At 36.1% G+C, this 16,655-nt stretch carries 19 protein-coding genes and 4 tRNA genes; 13 read left to right on the top strand and 10 right to left on the bottom strand.

The window, feature by feature from the left end; genetic code table 11:
- Positions 1–12 precede the first annotated feature (12 nt).
- Positions 13–543, top strand: a complete 531-nt coding sequence (locus tag JNG87_RS12915; protein ID WP_238349587.1) for a tetratricopeptide repeat protein — start codon at positions 13–15, stop codon at positions 541–543.
- 62 nt (positions 544–605) lie between these two features.
- On the opposite strand, the gene JNG87_RS12910 is transcribed toward JNG87_RS12915, so the two are convergent.
- Positions 606–1,094: a YdeI/OmpD-associated family protein gene (locus tag JNG87_RS12910; RefSeq protein ID WP_202838787.1), complete on the bottom strand. Its 489-nt coding sequence runs from the start codon at positions 1,092–1,094 to the stop codon at positions 606–608.
- A gap of 277 nt (positions 1,095–1,371) precedes the next feature.
- Between JNG87_RS12910 and fsa the strand changes: the two genes are divergently transcribed.
- Positions 1,372–2,025 carry a fructose-6-phosphate aldolase gene (fsa, locus tag JNG87_RS12905; RefSeq protein WP_002978975.1) on the top strand — a complete coding sequence of 218 codons (654 nt, stop codon included), beginning with the start codon at positions 1,372–1,374 and terminating at the stop codon, positions 2,023–2,025.
- A 73-nt stretch (positions 2,026–2,098) separates the two neighbouring features.
- Here fsa and JNG87_RS12900 read toward each other — a convergent pair whose 3' ends face one another.
- From JNG87_RS12900 to JNG87_RS12885, 4 genes are all read right to left on the bottom strand, one after another.
- Positions 2,099–2,662 (bottom strand): sugar O-acetyltransferase, encoded by a 564-nt coding sequence (locus JNG87_RS12900; protein WP_110010966.1) that lies wholly within the window; start codon positions 2,660–2,662, stop codon positions 2,099–2,101.
- Positions 2,663–2,872: 210 nt separating this feature from the next.
- Positions 2,873–3,775: a GLPGLI family protein gene (locus JNG87_RS12895; protein WP_202838786.1), complete on the bottom strand. Its 903-nt coding sequence runs from the start codon at positions 3,773–3,775 to the stop codon at positions 2,873–2,875.
- A 57-nt stretch (positions 3,776–3,832) separates the two neighbouring features.
- Positions 3,833–5,749, bottom strand: a complete 1,917-nt coding sequence (locus JNG87_RS12890) for a M56 family metallopeptidase (protein WP_202838785.1) — start codon at positions 5,747–5,749, stop codon at positions 3,833–3,835.
- Positions 5,750–5,754: 5 nt separating this feature from the next.
- Positions 5,755–6,120 carry a BlaI/MecI/CopY family transcriptional regulator gene (locus JNG87_RS12885; protein ID WP_202838784.1) on the bottom strand — a complete coding sequence of 122 codons (366 nt, stop codon included), beginning with the start codon at positions 6,118–6,120 and terminating at the stop codon, positions 5,755–5,757.
- Positions 6,121–6,455: 335 nt separating this feature from the next.
- Between JNG87_RS12885 and JNG87_RS12880 the strand changes: the two genes are divergently transcribed.
- Positions 6,456–7,037 (top strand): hypothetical protein, encoded by a 582-nt coding sequence (locus tag JNG87_RS12880; protein WP_202838783.1) that lies wholly within the window; start codon positions 6,456–6,458, stop codon positions 7,035–7,037.
- Positions 7,038–7,383: 346 nt separating this feature from the next.
- Here the strand turns inward: JNG87_RS12880 and JNG87_RS12875 are convergent, their stop codons facing one another.
- Positions 7,384–7,830: a GNAT family N-acetyltransferase gene (locus JNG87_RS12875; protein ID WP_202838782.1), complete on the bottom strand. Its 447-nt coding sequence runs from the start codon at positions 7,828–7,830 to the stop codon at positions 7,384–7,386.
- Positions 7,831–8,014: 184 nt separating this feature from the next.
- Between JNG87_RS12875 and JNG87_RS12870 the strand changes: the two genes are divergently transcribed.
- Positions 8,015–8,728: a 2OG-Fe(II) oxygenase gene (locus JNG87_RS12870; RefSeq protein WP_202838781.1), complete on the top strand. Its 714-nt coding sequence runs from the start codon at positions 8,015–8,017 to the stop codon at positions 8,726–8,728.
- 27 nt (positions 8,729–8,755) lie between these two features.
- Positions 8,756–9,007: an Ada metal-binding domain-containing protein gene (locus JNG87_RS12865; protein ID WP_202838780.1), complete on the top strand. Its 252-nt coding sequence runs from the start codon at positions 8,756–8,758 to the stop codon at positions 9,005–9,007.
- 86 nt (positions 9,008–9,093) lie between these two features.
- Here the strand turns inward: JNG87_RS12865 and JNG87_RS12860 are convergent.
- From JNG87_RS12860 to JNG87_RS12845, 4 genes are all read right to left on the bottom strand, one after another.
- A tRNA-Met gene (locus tag JNG87_RS12860) sits at positions 9,094–9,166 on the bottom strand.
- A 38-nt stretch (positions 9,167–9,204) separates the two neighbouring features.
- Positions 9,205–9,277 (bottom strand) — tRNA-Met (locus tag JNG87_RS12855).
- Between the two features lie 38 nt (positions 9,278–9,315).
- Positions 9,316–9,388 (bottom strand) — tRNA-Met (locus JNG87_RS12850).
- A 38-nt stretch (positions 9,389–9,426) separates the two neighbouring features.
- Positions 9,427–9,499: transfer RNA gene (locus JNG87_RS12845), tRNA-Met, on the bottom strand.
- A 101-nt stretch (positions 9,500–9,600) separates the two neighbouring features.
- On the opposite strand from JNG87_RS12845, the gene JNG87_RS12840 reads away from it, so the two are divergent.
- The 8 genes from JNG87_RS12840 (at position 9,601) to JNG87_RS12805 (ending at position 16,639) form a co-directional block, all read left to right on the top strand.
- On the top strand, positions 9,601–10,212 hold the full coding sequence (locus tag JNG87_RS12840; RefSeq protein WP_202838779.1) for an L-threonylcarbamoyladenylate synthase: 612 nt from the start codon (positions 9,601–9,603) through the stop codon (positions 10,210–10,212).
- A gap of 44 nt (positions 10,213–10,256) precedes the next feature.
- Positions 10,257–10,958 (top strand): CPBP family intramembrane glutamic endopeptidase, encoded by a 702-nt coding sequence (locus JNG87_RS12835; RefSeq protein ID WP_202838778.1) that lies wholly within the window; start codon positions 10,257–10,259, stop codon positions 10,956–10,958.
- Between the two features lie 4 nt (positions 10,959–10,962).
- Entirely contained in the window at positions 10,963–11,721 is a 759-nt protein-coding gene (yaaA, locus tag JNG87_RS12830; protein ID WP_202838777.1) for a peroxide stress protein YaaA, read from the top strand.
- Positions 11,722–12,570: a peptide chain release factor N(5)-glutamine methyltransferase gene (prmC, locus tag JNG87_RS12825; protein ID WP_202838776.1), complete on the top strand. Its 849-nt coding sequence runs from the start codon at positions 11,722–11,724 to the stop codon at positions 12,568–12,570. It begins immediately after the preceding gene.
- A gap of 29 nt (positions 12,571–12,599) precedes the next feature.
- Positions 12,600–13,622 carry a serine hydrolase domain-containing protein gene (locus tag JNG87_RS12820; RefSeq protein ID WP_202838775.1) on the top strand — a complete coding sequence of 341 codons (1,023 nt, stop codon included), beginning with the start codon at positions 12,600–12,602 and terminating at the stop codon, positions 13,620–13,622.
- A gap of 2 nt (positions 13,623–13,624) precedes the next feature.
- Positions 13,625–13,984, top strand: a complete 360-nt coding sequence (locus tag JNG87_RS12815) for a DUF4180 domain-containing protein (RefSeq protein ID WP_202838774.1) — start codon at positions 13,625–13,627, stop codon at positions 13,982–13,984.
- Positions 13,985–14,517: 533 nt separating this feature from the next.
- Positions 14,518–15,090, top strand: coding sequence for a hypothetical protein (locus JNG87_RS12810; RefSeq protein ID WP_110010981.1), 573 nt, complete (start codon positions 14,518–14,520; stop codon positions 15,088–15,090).
- A gap of 7 nt (positions 15,091–15,097) precedes the next feature.
- Positions 15,098–16,639, top strand: coding sequence for a lectin-like domain-containing protein (locus tag JNG87_RS12805; RefSeq protein ID WP_238349586.1), 1,542 nt, complete (start codon positions 15,098–15,100; stop codon positions 16,637–16,639).
- Positions 16,640–16,655: the final 16 nt, after the last annotated feature.

Genomic DNA, 16,655 nt, shown 5'->3' with positions numbered 1-16,655 from the left:
AAGATTATGAAAATGAGTAAAATTAATAGCCTGTTTTTAGGCTTAATACTAGCAGGAAGTGTAAGTCTTGTAAATGCACAAACGACTCAGCCTGAAACCTCAGCAGCAACGAGTCAAACAACTAATCCAACTATCGAAGATCTTAAAAAACAGATCGCGGCCAATCCCAAAGATGCAGAATCATTAGCAAAACTGGCTAATGCTTATCAGGAGGCTTCAGACTGGCCAAATGCAATTGACACCTGGAAAAAAATATCAGCTTTATTACCGGACTGGGCTCCGGCTTATTACAGCCAGGCTTATGCCTATCAGTCTGCAAAAGATGATGCCAACGCAAAAATTGCTTATGAAAAGTATATTGCAACGGTAAAACCTGAAGAAGTAGATCAAAACAAGAAGAATCTGGCATATGCTTATTTCTATCTTGCCTTTACAGAGCAGAAAACAGATCCTAATAAAGCAAAAGAACATATTGCGAAATCGATACAGTATGATCCTACCAACCAGGATGCTGTGAAGCTTAGCAAAGCATTAAATTCTTAGTAAAAAAGAAAATGCCGGAAGTTTTTCCGGCATTTTTGTTTAATGATTAATGAGTTTTAGATCTACTCAATCATTTTTCCAAAAAAATCTGTTTCACCATGTAGATGCCTGATGATTTTCTCAATATTTCTCTGAATACTGGCTTCGGTTTTTAAATTATTGATATACCTTACCAGCTCATTTTTTCTTGAGGGAGTCAGCTTTTCAAAATTTTCCGCAGCTAAAGCACTTTCTTTGATTGCCTTTTCTAATTGAGGATGAACAGGTATACTTCGGTCGGAATCATCATATTCCAGAACAACTTCAATAATTTCCCCGATTCTTTTGGGAGAATTTTTCAGCATAATCAGATTCACGTAAAGCCTCCACTCACCTAAATATTTCATAAGATTTTGTTTGAATTCTTTCCCGTTCACCGTTCCTTTGACAGCAATAGGGCTCTTATTTCTCCCGGATTTTTCAAAAATCGTTTCCAATATTTCTTCCGGAACAAATACAAAAGGATTAATTCCTATGATTTCCAAAGTGGCGCTGAAACTATTGTTTTTCATGGATGGTATTTTAAGTTGGTCTGGCTGGAAGCTGGAAGCTAGAAGCTAGAAGCTAGAAGCTAGAAGCTAGAAGCAAAAATAACAGTTTGACGAATATGTAGGGAATTTCTTTTTTATTATTTCAAAACCATTACTTTCATATACTTCCATAGCCAAACCCGTTTACCCTCAAACCCTCTCACTCTACCCCTGCAAACCCAAAAACCCGTAACTTAAAATTCATACCTCATAACCCAATTAATTCCCTATATTTGTATCAATAAATCTATTTATCAAAATGAAATTTTTTATTGACACAGCTAATTTAGAGCAAATCAAGGAAGCAAGAGACCTTGGAATTTTAGATGGTGTAACAACCAACCCTTCCCTAATGGCAAAAGAAGGTATTCAGGGAGCTGAAGCCATCAAAAACCATTATAAAACGATCTGCGAGCTTGTAGACGGAGATATTTCTGCGGAAGTTCTTTCTACAACGTATGAAGAAATGATTAAAGAAGGAGACGAATTGGCTGCTATTCACCCGAATATCGTTGTAAAAATTCCGATGATCAAAGACGGAATCAAAGCTTTAAAATATTTTTCCGATAAAGGTATCAAAACTAACTGTACATTGATCTTCTCTCCGGGGCAGGCTCTTCTGGCAGCTAAAGCAGGAGCAACTTATGTTTCTCCGTTCTTAGGAAGATTAGATGATATTTCTACAGACGGTTTGAACCTTATTCAGGAAATCAGATTGATTTTCGATAACTATATGTACGAAACTGAAATCCTGGCAGCTTCTATCCGTCACTCAATGCATATTATCGACTGTGCTAAAATCGGGGCTGATGTTATCACATCTCCACTTCCTCCGATTTTGAGCTTATTGAAGCACCCATTAACAGACAGCGGATTGGCTCAGTTTGTTGCAGATTCTCAGAAATTAGCATAATCACTGATCCTTGTTCAAACATAAAAATCCCGGAACATTGTTCCGGGATTTTACTTTATAGTGATTCTGTATATTATTCTTCCGGGATATTTTTTACTACCCTACACGGATTTCCCACGGCCACTACATTCTCAGGAATATCTTTCGTTACCACACTTCCAGCTCCAATCACAGAATTATTTCCGATAGAAACTCCTGGAAGTACAACCACATTGCCTCCCAGCCATACATTATTACCTACTTTGATAGGATGTGCATATTCCAGTCCTTCATTTCGCTGTTTCGCGTCAAGCGGATGACCTGCCGTATAAAAACTGCAATTGGGGCCTATAAACACATTATCACCAAACTCTACTTTGGCACAATCCAAAATAACCAGATTGTGATTGGCGTAGAAATTCTCTCCTACGGTTATATTATATCCGTAATCACACCAAAAGCTGGGTTCTATACAGATATTTTCTTTTATACTACCCATAATGCTTTTAAGCAATCGGAATCTGTTTTCGGAATCGGAGTTTTTGAGAGCATTATATTCCTGACACAAATCTTTGCATGCAATGCGTTCTTCTATTAATTCTTTATCGTAGTTGGCGTTGTATAAAAGTCCGGCTGCACATTTTTCCTTTTCTGTCATAAGATATAAAGTTTATTGTTTATTGTTTATTGCTTATTGTTTATTGCTTATTGCTTATTGCTTATTGCTTATTGCTTATTGCTTATTGAAAGATAAAAAAATATATTATAACATTATAAATTGATACGATCACATTTTCTTTGACTTCTTTTATCAAAAAAAACAGGATGACAAAAAATGCCATCCTGCAGATATTAGAAAATATAATTTTTAATTTACCAGATCCGGTTCTATCGGATTGTTATCTTTTTTTAGGGCTTCTTTAGTATTTTTTTCTATTTCCCTAAGTACCTGATTGGGATCTGAGATTTCTTTACCGTCTCCTGTTCTCAGCTTAAAACTAAATTTCGTATTGCCATCACCATTTTTCATCAACATTTCTCTCATATTCTTTGCCGGATCATTTATATAAGCCTTCCATACTTTTTTGAACTGATCTTTTGTGACTTCCAGCTCTTTTCCGCCAACTCCCAGCGCTCTTACATGATCAGGCATCTGCATTTCCGATTCACCGGCCGGAGTATTAATCGTTTTATTACCTATCATCGTCATGATATGAGATCCGGTAGTATCCTCAATTTTTACGATAAGGCCGGGAAGGCCGTAAAAAATATAAGGCCCATCCTGAAAAGGAATATCTGTCGTAAACCAGGCTGTCCATTCCCTTCCTCCAAAGCTGGCAGTGGCTTTCTGAGCCTGATACGCTCCTATTTTTTGTTTCTCGGGCAATATCTTCCATTCCGGTTTCTGATCTTCTTTTATTTTATACTTATCTGTAGAAATGCTTCTGAAGAGATAAGTTTTAAAATCCGGGTATTGTTTGGTAACTTTATAAGAAACCTGCCCCGGTCTTTCTCTTTTGTTGATACTGATATTTCCGCTGCCTGCTTTCAACTGTTTTTCAAGTTCTGCTTTTCCGGTGGAATCTGCTACAAATTTATCACGGCTGTAATAGCTTGATCCGTTTTTATCGATATCGAGCATCATCATTTCCGTCTTTACATCTTCCTTATTATTGGAATCCGGAATAAACTTATATTCATAAAAAAACCTGTTGACCTGTGCACTGACAAGCCCACCCAGAAATAAAAAAAATAGAATTTTACTTTTCATAATGTATGTTTAAAAAAAGGCTTTGCCAATCTGAAACTGACAAAGCCTGATGGAACTTTATTTCTTTGTTTCAATTCTTATTTCCCCTTGCTTAACATCTCCTTTTTTCTGAGTATTGACATTAACTTTCGATATATTACTTGTATCCAATGAGTTAACATCGTCCTTAGAAACTTCCCTTCCGTCAATATAATACTTGTATTGTACATCATCATTACCGCTTATTCTGAAATTTTTCACCCCATTCATGGCAATATTTCCGTTGCCATCTTTTTTGATAAAATCAGCATTCATTACAATAACATCAGGTTTACCGTCAAATTTAATAAATGCTCCGTCTCTGAAGCTGACAGATCTTTTCTCTGCTTCTGCACGGGCTTTTTCAAATTGTTTTCGGATTTTTTCCCCATCAATTCTGATTCTTTCAGCCTTCACTCTGATTCTGTCTCCTTCGGCTCTTGCTGTTTCACCTTCTACTCTGGCTTTTAAAGCTTCTTTCATCGCATCTCTGGCTTCTGCCATTGCTTTGCGTACTTCTTCTTTTTCTTTAGCGCTCAGATCCTTATAGTAAACGGTGTTATTATTTTTAAAATAAACTACTTTGGGAGCTTTAGGAGCCTTTGGGGCAAGTGGAGCTTCTGGAGCTATTGGCGCCAGAGGTGCATCTGGTGCATTAGGCGGTGTGGGCGGAACGATGTCTTTTACCGCTCTTGCAGCCTCTCTTCCCGCTTTTTTAGCTGCTCTTTTTATTTTGCGAAGTTCTTTCTTATCAAGAGGATCCATATTTTCAAGCTCCTTCATCTGATTTTTCCATTCAGCAGAATTGAAATATTTATCAACTTCAACTTTGGCAGCGACCTCTCCAATCTCTGATGCCAGATTACTTATTTCTTCAATTTTATCACTGAAGGCATCACTTTCCGGATCCAATCCATCCAGCTCCTTCTCTTTTTCTTTTATCTTCTTTTCAAGATCAGTTAATTTTTTGTGTTCACCGGGTGATAAGGTTTTTAATTCCGGGATATTTCCCTGAACCGATTTTTCAGGTCTGATGGTATCTTTTTTGATTTCTGAAACTGCTTTTTTAATAGAAAGATTGGTTTCTTCGATTTCTCTGTTCTTCGCATTTACCAGATAAGCAAACGCTACGGTAAATAAAACCGGTAATGCAAGAATTCTTCGCGCATATCCGAACTTGGTTTTTGGTTTTTGTAACATCTTAAGTCTTTTTTTAAGGTTTGAACTTAGAAACGGACTGGCAGCAGGCAACTGTGTTCCGGAAAAGTGGCTTGCTAAAAGCATCTGCGCAAATGCTTTGGTGTCCGACTGCTGTACGGCTTTTTTATCCGCCAGGTATTCGTGGATGAGATTAATTTCTTTTTTGATGATATGAAAAAACGGATTGAACCAGAAAACAGAAGTAATAATCTCGATAAAGATCTTATCAAAGGAATGTTTCTGCTCAATATGTACCATTTCATGCTTTAAAATCTGTTTTCCGATATCAGAATGCAGGGTAATTGTATTCTTCCAGAACAGGTTTTTAAAATAGGAAAACGGAGCTTCATTAAGGTCTGTACGGTAAAAGTTGATCCCGTCAAAGCTTTCTTTCTGAAATTGATTTTTAAACTGCTGGATTTTAAAAATCCCATACAGCAGCCTTCCTAGAAAATAGAAAGAAACCAGTCCCAGAGCTGAAAAAATAATGTTAAAATAAAGGTTACCATTGTTTATATTTTTTTCTGAATTAAAATTCTGAATCTTGTCAAGAAGCATATACATATCATTATTCACCTCTATCGTAAAATCATCTACTCGGATGAGCGGCAATAACAGGGATATCACAATTGCTGCCAGCAGATAAAATCTGTTATAATGATGGAATGTCTTGTCCTTTAAAGACAATTGATAATACAAAAATGTTACACCTGAACATAAAATAATTTTTCCAAAGTATAAAAGTATTGCTTCCATAGGTCCTAGTCTTTATTTTTGAGTTCATCCAATAGCATCTCAAGATCTTCTACCGTCATTTCATTTTTTTCTACCAGAAATGAAACGGCACTTTTGTAAGAGCCTTTGAAATAGTTCTTTACAAGACTTTTCATGGTTTTCCCGGAATACTGTTCTTTTGAAACCAGCGGAAAATACTCATGCTGTCTTCCATGTACACGATAGTCTACAAATTCTTTGTCTTTCAACACTTTTAAAATGGTAGATACCGTATTGGTATGGGGCTTGGGTTCCGGAAAAAGATCAAGAACATCCTTAAGAAATCCTTTTTCTATCTTCCATAAATACTGCATTACCTGTTCTTCTGCTTTTGTTAAAGTCTGAATTTTCATATCCTGTTCATTTATCATTTATCGTGATATAAACCTTTCAACTTCTATATCACTAAGAAATTAGTTATACAAATGTAGAAATAAAATTTAACCAAACAACTATTTTTTTAGTGATAAACACCAGCAAAACATTAAACACCTGATAATCAATTGAATAAAAATAGTTAAAATATATTAAATTTTTAAGAGAGTGAAAATATAGCCTGCTTAATCGATAGAAAAAGAAACAATTCAGAGGTAAATCCTTAAAACTTGTTAAATTTTATTAAATAAAATTAAAATGAATTTGTTTTAACCGGGAAATTATATTTATTTTAGTGCTTTAAAAATTTCTCATGAAAAGATATAATTTACTGATTGTACTATTACTGCTTATTTTTAATGTTACTACAGCACAAAAGAAGGGTTCTCCTGCTGCCGATCTTAGCATACTGAAAGATACAAAATCAAAAATCGAAGCTACCGTTCCATTGGTTATTCAACATCTTCAGACGATCGCTACAAAAGAAGGCGATAATAATATTGTGAATAACGGAAAGATTGCTTTGGGTAAAGAATATGGTATTGTAGAATCTGAATGGTTTTTATACAGAAACAACATGAAAAACTGTATCCTGAACAATTCATCTAAAAAAGCTAAGAAATGTATGGAATACCATAACAATATGATGAGAGGAACCATGATCAATTACAACAATTATATTACTAACCTTACAAGAAAGAATGGTTATCTTGGAGTTGAAGGAGATACAAAATTCGATTTCAAACCTGCTGATATCGCTACAAAACTAAGTGAAGCTTATTTCAATGCCAATGATGCTGCAGGCAGAATGAAAGCGGATCAGAAAAGAGACTTTCTGGGACAGACCATGTCTGATGACAACAAGCTTACTCCTTATGCTCAACTGGCTCAATAATATTTAAATATATTTTAAGAATACAAAAAGAGAATGACGATCGTCATTCTCTTTTTGTATTCAAAAGCAAAAAATCTCCGCCGGAAAAAGCAGTTTTGTGGTACTAATCATAAAACCTTGGGGAAAAAGTAGAAAATAGGCAGAGATTTTTTTGCATACGCTCTACAGATCAACTGTCCTACCCATGATCTGTAAGAGCTTTACAAAAATAGGATTATACCCTTCTACTGGCTGAAAATACCTGTAGAATTAAACGTTCAGAACTGTAGAAGTAATACTACTTGTCCTTATAGAAGTAAAAGTAGCTGAAAAAGCTGCACTATGATCAGTACTGAATAGCTTTATTCTACTTCCACCAATGGTAGTAATTATGTAGTCCGTCATATTCAAACCCGCAGCGTGGGTACAGTGTGTTTCCTATATCATTCGTTTTTTCGGTTTCAAGCATAAGTCCACACGCTCCTGTCTCTTCACACCATTGTTTACTTCGGTCAATTAGTGCTACAGAAAACCCTTTTCCTCTATAATCCGGATGAACAAAGAGATCACTTAACAGCCATTGTTTTTGTAATTTGGTATAGTGAAATAGTTTATAAAGCTGTACAAAACCTACTGCTTTGCCCTCTGCCATTACAAGAAAAATATCAGATTCACTATTTAAAAACCTTTCTTTGAGAAAAGCCTTCCCCTTTTCAACGTCTGATTCCTGTCTGTAAAAAACACGATAAAGATTGAACAATTCAGCTGTTTCATCAAGATCCTCAAGACTTGCTTTTTTAATAATGTAATTCATCGTTATATCTATTTTTATTAACAAGGCAAAGGTAGCCTTAAACAGGACCAGTGGTATCATCCAGAAATATATTAAATCAATAGGCCAGATACTTTATAACTCTTTATTCATCTATAAAAAACCACATGTTTCGGATTGTATTGTTCTGAAGAACTATAGATTTTTGCAGAATAAAATCAAAACAATGAAAGATATCATTCATACAATCAAGAATATTGACTGGGAAAGCCTTACGGAAACAATGCATCAAAACGGCTATGCCATCATTGATAATCTGCTGTCAGAAAACGAATGTGAAAAACTGAAATTGGATTATGATCATCCAGCTTTTTACCGGAAAACAGTTGTCATGGCCAGACATCGTTTCGGATTGGGTGAATATAAGTATTTCAACTATCCATTACCTGAAATTATTCAAACCATACGAACAACTATTTATCCTTATCTGGCACCTGTTGCCAATGTATGGTTTAAAGCTTTACAAATAGACACCCATTTTCCTTCAGATCATCAAGAATTCTTAGACCAGTGTCATCTTAACGGGCAGCAAAAAGCAACGGCATTAATTTTAAAATACGGAAAAGATGGATTCAATACACTGCATCAGGATTTATATGGAGATATTTATTTTCCCATTCAGATTGTTTTAATGCTCAGCGAACCCGGCAAGGATTTTACGGGAGGCGAGTTTGTGCTTACCCAGCAGATTCCCAGAGCTCAGTCAAAGGCTATTGTTCTGCAACCCCAAAAAGGAGATGTTCTTATTTTTACGACTCAGTTTAAACCAGAGAAAGGAACCAAAGGCTATTACAGGGTCAATATGAAACATGGCGTAAGTGAAGTTAAAGACGGAAACCGTTATGCTTTAGGTATTATTTTCCATGATGCAGCCAGTTAATTATTAAACGTTATCAATAGATGAATCATGATTCAGCATTCTCAACTATCATCTGAAAACCTTAGAAGTAAAATCCATAGCAGGGAAATTCGTTTTGGAGGAAATAAAAAATTAAAAATCTACGGATTACTCAGTTGCCGTTCAGGAAAAAGAATGAAGAAAGAGAACAGGGTTTTCTTTGCAGATGAAAAAGAAGCATTACAAAACAATTACCGTCCGTGCGGGCATTGTATGAAAAAAGAAGCTTATAAAAAATGGAAGGAAATGAATACTGATTAAATCAAATTTCCGTGGGGTTTCATTTTGCCTGCAATGGCCAGGAAATAAAAAGAGAAGCAATATGATATTGCTTCTCTTTCGTTTAGTAGCGGGAACCGGACTCGAACCGATGACCTTCGGGTTATGAGCCCGACGAGCTACCTACTGCTCCATCCCGCGGTATATTTTTAGAGTGTTTACCGAAAACACTTGCTTAGTAGCGGGAACCGGACTCGAACCGATGACCTTCGGGTTATGAGCCCGACGAGCTACCTACTGCTCCATCCCGCGGTGTATTTTTAGAGTGCTTACCGAAAGCACTTGCTTAGTAGCGGGAACCGGACTCGAACCGATGACCTTCGGGTTATGAGCCCGACGAGCTACCTACTGCTCCATCCCGCGGTGTATTTTTAGAGTGCTTACCGAAAGCACTTACTTAGTAGCGGGAACCGGACTCGAACCGATGACCTTCGGGTTATGAGCCCGACGAGCTACCTACTGCTCCATCCCGCGATATTGGATTGCAAAGGTACGAATAATTTTTACAAATCCTAATTTTTCTTTTAAATAAAGGACTTTTATAAAAACTATTTTATTATTTGTATCTTTGTTTTATGGCAAAAATATTAAAAATTTATCCAGACAACCCACAGGAAAATCTTGTGAATGAGGTTATTAAAACTTTAAACAATGGCGGGCTGATTATCTATCCTTCTGATACGATTTATGCTTTAGGCTGTAATATTTTTGATATAAAAGCCATGGAAAAGCTGGCTCAGCTCAAAAAAATGAAGCTTGACAAGTCTAAATTCTCAATTATCTGTAATGATCTCAGCCATCTTTCTGACTTTACAAGACCTATTGATACCTCAGTTTTCAGATTTCTGAAAAGTCATCTTCCCGGGCCGTTTACCTTCATTCTTGAAGCCAACAAAAGTTTACCTTTAGCCTATAAAGGCCACAAAACAATTGGTATCCGTGTTCCGGATCATCCGATTCCGCAGCTTATTGTTGAAAAACTTGGCCATCCCATAGCATCCACTTCCATTAAAGATGATGATGAAATTATCGAATACTCTACCGATCCTGAACTTATTGCTGAAAAATATGATCATCTGGTAGATATCGTCATTGATTCAGGATATGGTGATAATGTAGCTTCTACTATTGTAGACCTTACTTCAGGAGAACCGGAAATCATCCGTCAGGGAAAAGGGATCATTTAATTCAAAGTTCAAAGTTTAAAGTTCAAGGTTTAGGGTACTGAATTATGAATCTTACCGGGAAATATGCTGTAGGAATTTTACTCACTTTTGTTATTTTAGCGGCAGCGATGCTCTATTCTTTTCCTGCTGTTACCACAATAACGGGAATAAGAGGAATTACAGAAACCAATTTCTTTCTCAGCAGAATTATACTATGGATCGTTCTTATCATTGTATTTCTATACAATGTCTTTATTGAGAAAAGTGCTTTTTTTCTTAGAAAGGAGAAGAAATATTCCGCAACATTTTACATCAAAGCTGTTGTGAGCTTATATTTTATCTGTCTGATTGGCGGAGCGATTCTGAATGCAGTCGTCATGTTCGTTACACAGGAAAAAATAAGTGAGAAGCTTCTCAACCTTGTTCCCATTCTTAGAAATAATTATTTTTTAGTTATTTTTACGTGCCTTACGGCTGCTATTGTAGAGGAATTTCTGATGCGGGGCTATATCCAGCCCAGGATTGAAAAAATCTATAATAACCCGACAGTTGCCATTGTTATTTCAGCTGTCTTATTTGGAATTCTGCACAGCACTTACGGTACCATAAGCCAGGTTCTTGGACCTTTTTTTATCGGAGTCGTATTTGCTGTATTTTATAAACGCTATTCAAATATTAAAATTCTGATCATCTGTCATTTTATGATTGATTTTATTGCAATGATGGTCATGAATTGTATTGATATTAAACACTTATCTGTATTTTAACATTATGAAAATTATAACATCTCCTGCCAAATTAATGAACACGGAAAATTCAACGGATCTGTTGAAAACCACTACTCCCAAATTCATTGAAGATGCAGCATTGATACAATCTTATTTAAAAGAAAAATCCCCAAAATACCTTTCCGAGCTTATGGAAATATCCCCAAAGCTTGCTGATGAAAACTGGGAAAGAAATCAAAAATGGAAGTCCAAACCTACAGCAAAAGAATCTGCTCCTGCAATGTTTGCCTTTACAGGAGAGGTTTACAGAGGTCTTGATGCCAAAACACTGGATAAAAATGCTGTAGATTACCTTCAAAAAAACTACAGAATCCTTTCCGGGCTTTACGGCTTACTGAAACCATCTGATAAAGTAATGCTTTACAGACTTGAAATGGGCCGTCCTTTTGAATTTGAGCAATATAAAAACCTATACGAATTCTGGAGAGAAAAGATTACAGAGCAGTTGAATTCTGAGATGAAAAAAGGAGAAATCCTCCTTCACCTTGCCAGCAACGAGTATGGAAAAGTAATCGACAGAAAAAAACTGAATCACAAAGTCATTGATTTTGATTTTTATGAATTAAAAGATGGAAAACTGAAGACCATTGTTGTGTATACAAAGCATGCCAGAGGTCTTGTGGTTAGATTCTGCGCAGAGACCAATGCCAAAACACTGGAGGATGTAAAAGCATTCAACTATGAAGGATACAGAATTGATGAAGAGAAGTCTACAGATACAAAACTGGTTTTTACAAGATAAATGACAATCTCAGGATTTAAAAAATATTTCAAAACAGAACTTTCCGATCTTTATACAGACTCGGAAAGTGTGTTTTTATCGTCTTTATTCATTCATCAAATCGTAGGTTTCGATTCATTTCAGCAAAGAAGATTTGCTGAACAGGAGCTTCTGACTGATGATAAGGAAAAACTGTGTTTTCTTGTTTCAGAACTTAAAACCGGAAGACCTTATCAGCAGATATTAGGAGAAACAGAATTTTACGGAATGAAATTCTTTGTGGATGAAAATGTTCTGATTCCCCGCCCTGAAACAGAAGAACTATTGGAAATTGCTATCAGGGAGATTAAAGGTTCAAAGTTAAAGGTTCCAGGTCTAAAGATTTTGGATATAGGAACCGGAAGCGGAGTTATTCCATTGGTTTTAAAGAAACATTTCCCAGAAGCAGAGGTTTCATCTATTGATTTTTCTGAGAAAGCTTTGAAGACAGCCCAAAGAAATGCAGAGTATCACCAATTGAAAATCCGGTTCATTCATGCCGACTATCTTAATTTTGATCTGGCTGAAAATTATGATATCATTATTTCAAATCCGCCCTATATAGGAATTGAGGAGGAGATTGAAATTGCTGATTCTGTGAAAGAATTTGAACCTAAAATGGCCCTTTTCTCCCCTACTTCAGATGCTTTGATCTTTTACAGAAAAATTGCGGAAGATGCTGAAAAGTATTTGAATGAGAACGGACTTGTATTCCTTGAAATCAATCAGAAGCTGGGGCTGGAAACACTCAGTCTTTATCAGGATTTTCCTAATGCACAACTATTGAAGGATTTATCTGAAAATGACCGATTTATTTATGCAGGGAAATAAGTAATTTTACCTGTTTAAATACTGAACCTATGAAAACTTTACTATGGAAAATTCTCATTTGTCTTTCACTGATTATGCAACTGGTATCCTGCCAAAAGCATCCTCGGGATGTGGTGAGTAAATATTATAGTAAAGGAGAGTTCAACGGTTCCGTTTTGATTGTGAACAACGGCAGGATTGTTTGCGATACGGCTTTGGGTTTCCGCAACTTTGAAAAAGGGCTGAAAACAGATAAAAATACCTCATTTTACATTGCATCCCTCAGTAAACCCTTCACTGCAGCAGCTATTATCATGCTGGAGCAAAAAGGTTTATTGAAGTTTGATGATAAAGCATCCCGGTTTATAACGCTTCCTGAATATGCCAGAAACATTACGATCAGACAGCTTTTGCATCATACTTCAGGAATCAGGGATTATGAAAACCTGTTTTCTAAAAGAGGATTAACGAATCAGGAGGTAATAAACTGGCTGTTTGATCTTAAAAATCTTGATTTTGTTCCGGACAGCAAGTTTAAGTACAGCAATACCGGATATATTGTTCTTTCTCTGATTATTGAAAAGGTTTCAGGTAGATCATACAGTACATTCATCAATGAACAGATTATTACTCCATTAAAAATGAATAACACTTATGTGTATGAACCTGGGACAGTTATTCACAATAGAGCACTCGGATATAATGAACAAAAGCAGCCTGATGATTATTCAATTTTAACAACCGGTGACGGTGGAATCTACTCTACTCCTGAAGATCTCTATAAATTTGATCAGGCTTTACGAAACAATTCTTTTATTAATAAAGAAAATATAAGTATGATGTATTCTCCTTTCCAGTTATCTGACGGACAAATATCAAATTACGGCTTTGCGTGGTACATAGAGAATAAAAGCGGAGAAAAATCAGCAATGCATACAGGTGGCCTGAACGGTTTTAAAGCTTTATTCTGGAGAGATTTGGAGCATAACAGCTGTATTATTGCACTTACCAATCAGGGAGATGCATTTCCGCCACACCACTTTCTACATGACATAAAAAAAACAATACAGTAAACATGATTATTCAGCAACACGAAATCAATTCTATTAAAATTGCAGAAATTATTTCTGATGACATCATTATCCGGTCTGCACAAGACGGGTTGGATCTTATGGGAAATATCTATTATCAGGGGTTTGACAAAGTTATTCTTCACGAAAAAAATATTACTCCAGAATTCTTTGATTTAAAAACAAAAATTGCTGGGGAAATTCTACAGAAATTTTCAAACTACCGCATAGGACTGGCTATTGTTGGCGATTTCAGTAAATATGAAAGCAAAAGTATGAGGGATTTTATTTTTGAAAGTAATAAAACAAATCACATTAATTTTGTACAAGCATTGGAAGATGCTTTAGCTAATTTTTCAAAATAGTCTATTTTTCAATTCTTTAGATACAAAAACGGAAAAATTTTTCTTCAATTTAAGCTGTCACTGCCTCAACATCATCTGTTTTTTTAATTTCTTACCACAATACAAAGATGTACATAATAAAAATAATCTTACCAATTGGTAAGCTTGTGTAAAAATTCAATACAAATTACATTAATCATTAAGAGAAGACTAGAATTAATTCTATAACCATAAACATCTGAACATTTCTTTGTACATTTGCAAAAAACACGAGGGAATATGAATCTTACTTATTTAAGAGCTTATACGGCTACATAATCATTTAATTTTTCAACCACCCAGGTAGGTATAGGATATTTCTTTATGAAGCATACTTGCTATATCTGTTGATGAGCTTTTGAACAAAAGCCTCGTCTGGCTATTATTTGAGCAAAACAATTCATTATATTAATGGACTTGTTGGTTATATCTATTGCCTTTAATGAAATTAAGCCTTATAAAGATTTCTTCCTGTAAAAAACAAAAAACACACAAATAAAAATTATTAAGACATCATGATTAAAAAATTATTTCTACCAATCGTTTTTGCAAGCTCGCTTTCTTTCGCTCAAGTAGGGATTAACACATCTACCCCTGACCAGAGTGCGATTCTGGATGTTTATAGTCAAAATAAAGGAATGCTGATACCCAGACTGACTACAGTACAAAGAGATGCTATTGCCAATCCTGCCAACTCGCTTCTTATCTACGATACAGATAAGAAATGTTTAAGTCAGAATATCGGTACTCCTCTCAAACCGGATTGGCTTTGTATCAGCAGCAATGCCGTAAAAATGTTTTATATGCCTAGTGTTTCTTTTGACACTTCCATCACAGCTACTGGCCGGACTAAAGATTTGTATACATTGTATAAAACACAGTTTGGATCTCCAAAAGCAAAGAGTACCAGTGCTCCAGCTTCTATTCCTTTTTTCCCGTCCAGTAAAGATCTTTACTATTATGTAACCGATGCCGACCCTAATGTATTCAGTAATATTTCTATTTCTGATGACGGAGTTATGACTTATGATGTAAAAGCTGCAGCTACTGACTGTTCTTTTATCAATATTGTTTTTGTTGTTAAATAATTGAGTTATGATAAACAGCAGCTCAATTTTACGGTACAAAAGGTTTTTGTTTACCTTTTCCTTATTTGCCTGTTCTCAAAACATTCAGGCTCAGAACGAACAGGGAACCGGTTATCCTTATTTTGTAAACTTTACTCAGGGATTACAGCCACAGGAAGCCTATAAGGTAGCTACCAGCGGTGTTCAGAATGACGCAACCTTTACCACAGACGGGCTAAGGCTCACCCGAAGTGTGAATAATATTTCAGGAGGAGTGATATTGGCGGATAAAATATTCAAAAGTGATCAGGGAATCAAGTTTGAATTTGAATTTGCCATTTATGGAGGAAATACCAACGGAGGAGATGGAATTTCCATATTCCTGGTAGATGGTTCTATTCCTAAAGATCAGCTTAACCTCGGATATTTTGGTGGAGGATTAGGATATAGTTTTGTACGTGGAGGAGAATCTACGGAAGGACTGAGAGGTGGTTATCTGGGAATAGGTCTGGATGAATACGGAAATTTTAAAACAAGTTTTAAACAAACTGAAAGGATCAGAAACGGAATATTTGGGGTGGGACTGGCAGATGGTCGCAGCAACGTTTCATTAAGAGGAAAGCGTGGAAACCAGTATCTGTCTTCAGCTGAGCCTGCAGGATATAACGGTTATCCGCTGCTTTACAGTATCGCAACCAATGCTTTACCAACCAGCAGCAACCGATCTGCTTATCTGGATACGGCAACAGGGAAATATATCGGGATTAAAAATACAGCACTTCAACAGTTCAGCATTGAAAGTGGCGGAACTACAATTCCTCAGAATGAAAATGATGCAAGATTCCGTAAAGCATATGTTACCCTTGTTCCCAATCCGGCCGGCGGTTACAATATAACCCTGGAAATCCAGCACGGAACGGTGAAAGAAAAGGTGATTGACAATTATTACTACCCTACTTCGCTGAAATATACCGAGACTACCATTTCCAACACTACGGTAAGGACTCTGGATACTTCGCCTCCTTCTACTTTCAGAATTGGATTTGCAGCATCTACCGGAGCTGCTAAAAATATACATTTACTGAAAAATCTAGGGGTTACAAGACCTTATGCTGCTGAAGTAACAGATGATTTGTTTGCAGGCTGCCCGGGGATAAAGTCAACGTATTATCCTTTGCTTAATGATGCGGCTTATTCTTCAGCTAATGGCCAGAATCCTCCAACCCTTTCCTATAACAACCTTGATTTTAATTCATTTCGTTTTTTAGATAATAACGGAGCTGTAATTCCCAATATAACAGGCGGTGTCTACACCAATAGTCAGGGAACATGGACTTATTTCCCAACTACCGGAGCACTTTCTTTCAAACCTGCGGCAGGATTCACAGGAGTAGCCCAGATACAGTATGATATTAAAGGAGGTGGAAGCAATGGTACTGAAGCACCTTACAATAGTGAAGAATACAGATCATTGCCGGCATTGGTACAGGTTAATATTTCAACTGCCAATAACTGCAGCAAAGCCTGCGTTATTTCTAATAAAAATGTAACTCAGAAAATAATAAGATAACCTTCTAAAACCAGCT

The sequence above is a fragment of the Chryseobacterium cucumeris genome (assembly GCF_016775705.1).
GTDB classification, from domain to species: domain Bacteria; phylum Bacteroidota; class Bacteroidia; order Flavobacteriales; family Weeksellaceae; genus Chryseobacterium; species Chryseobacterium cupriresistens.
This window is presented reverse-complemented; position numbering and strand designations above follow the sequence as displayed.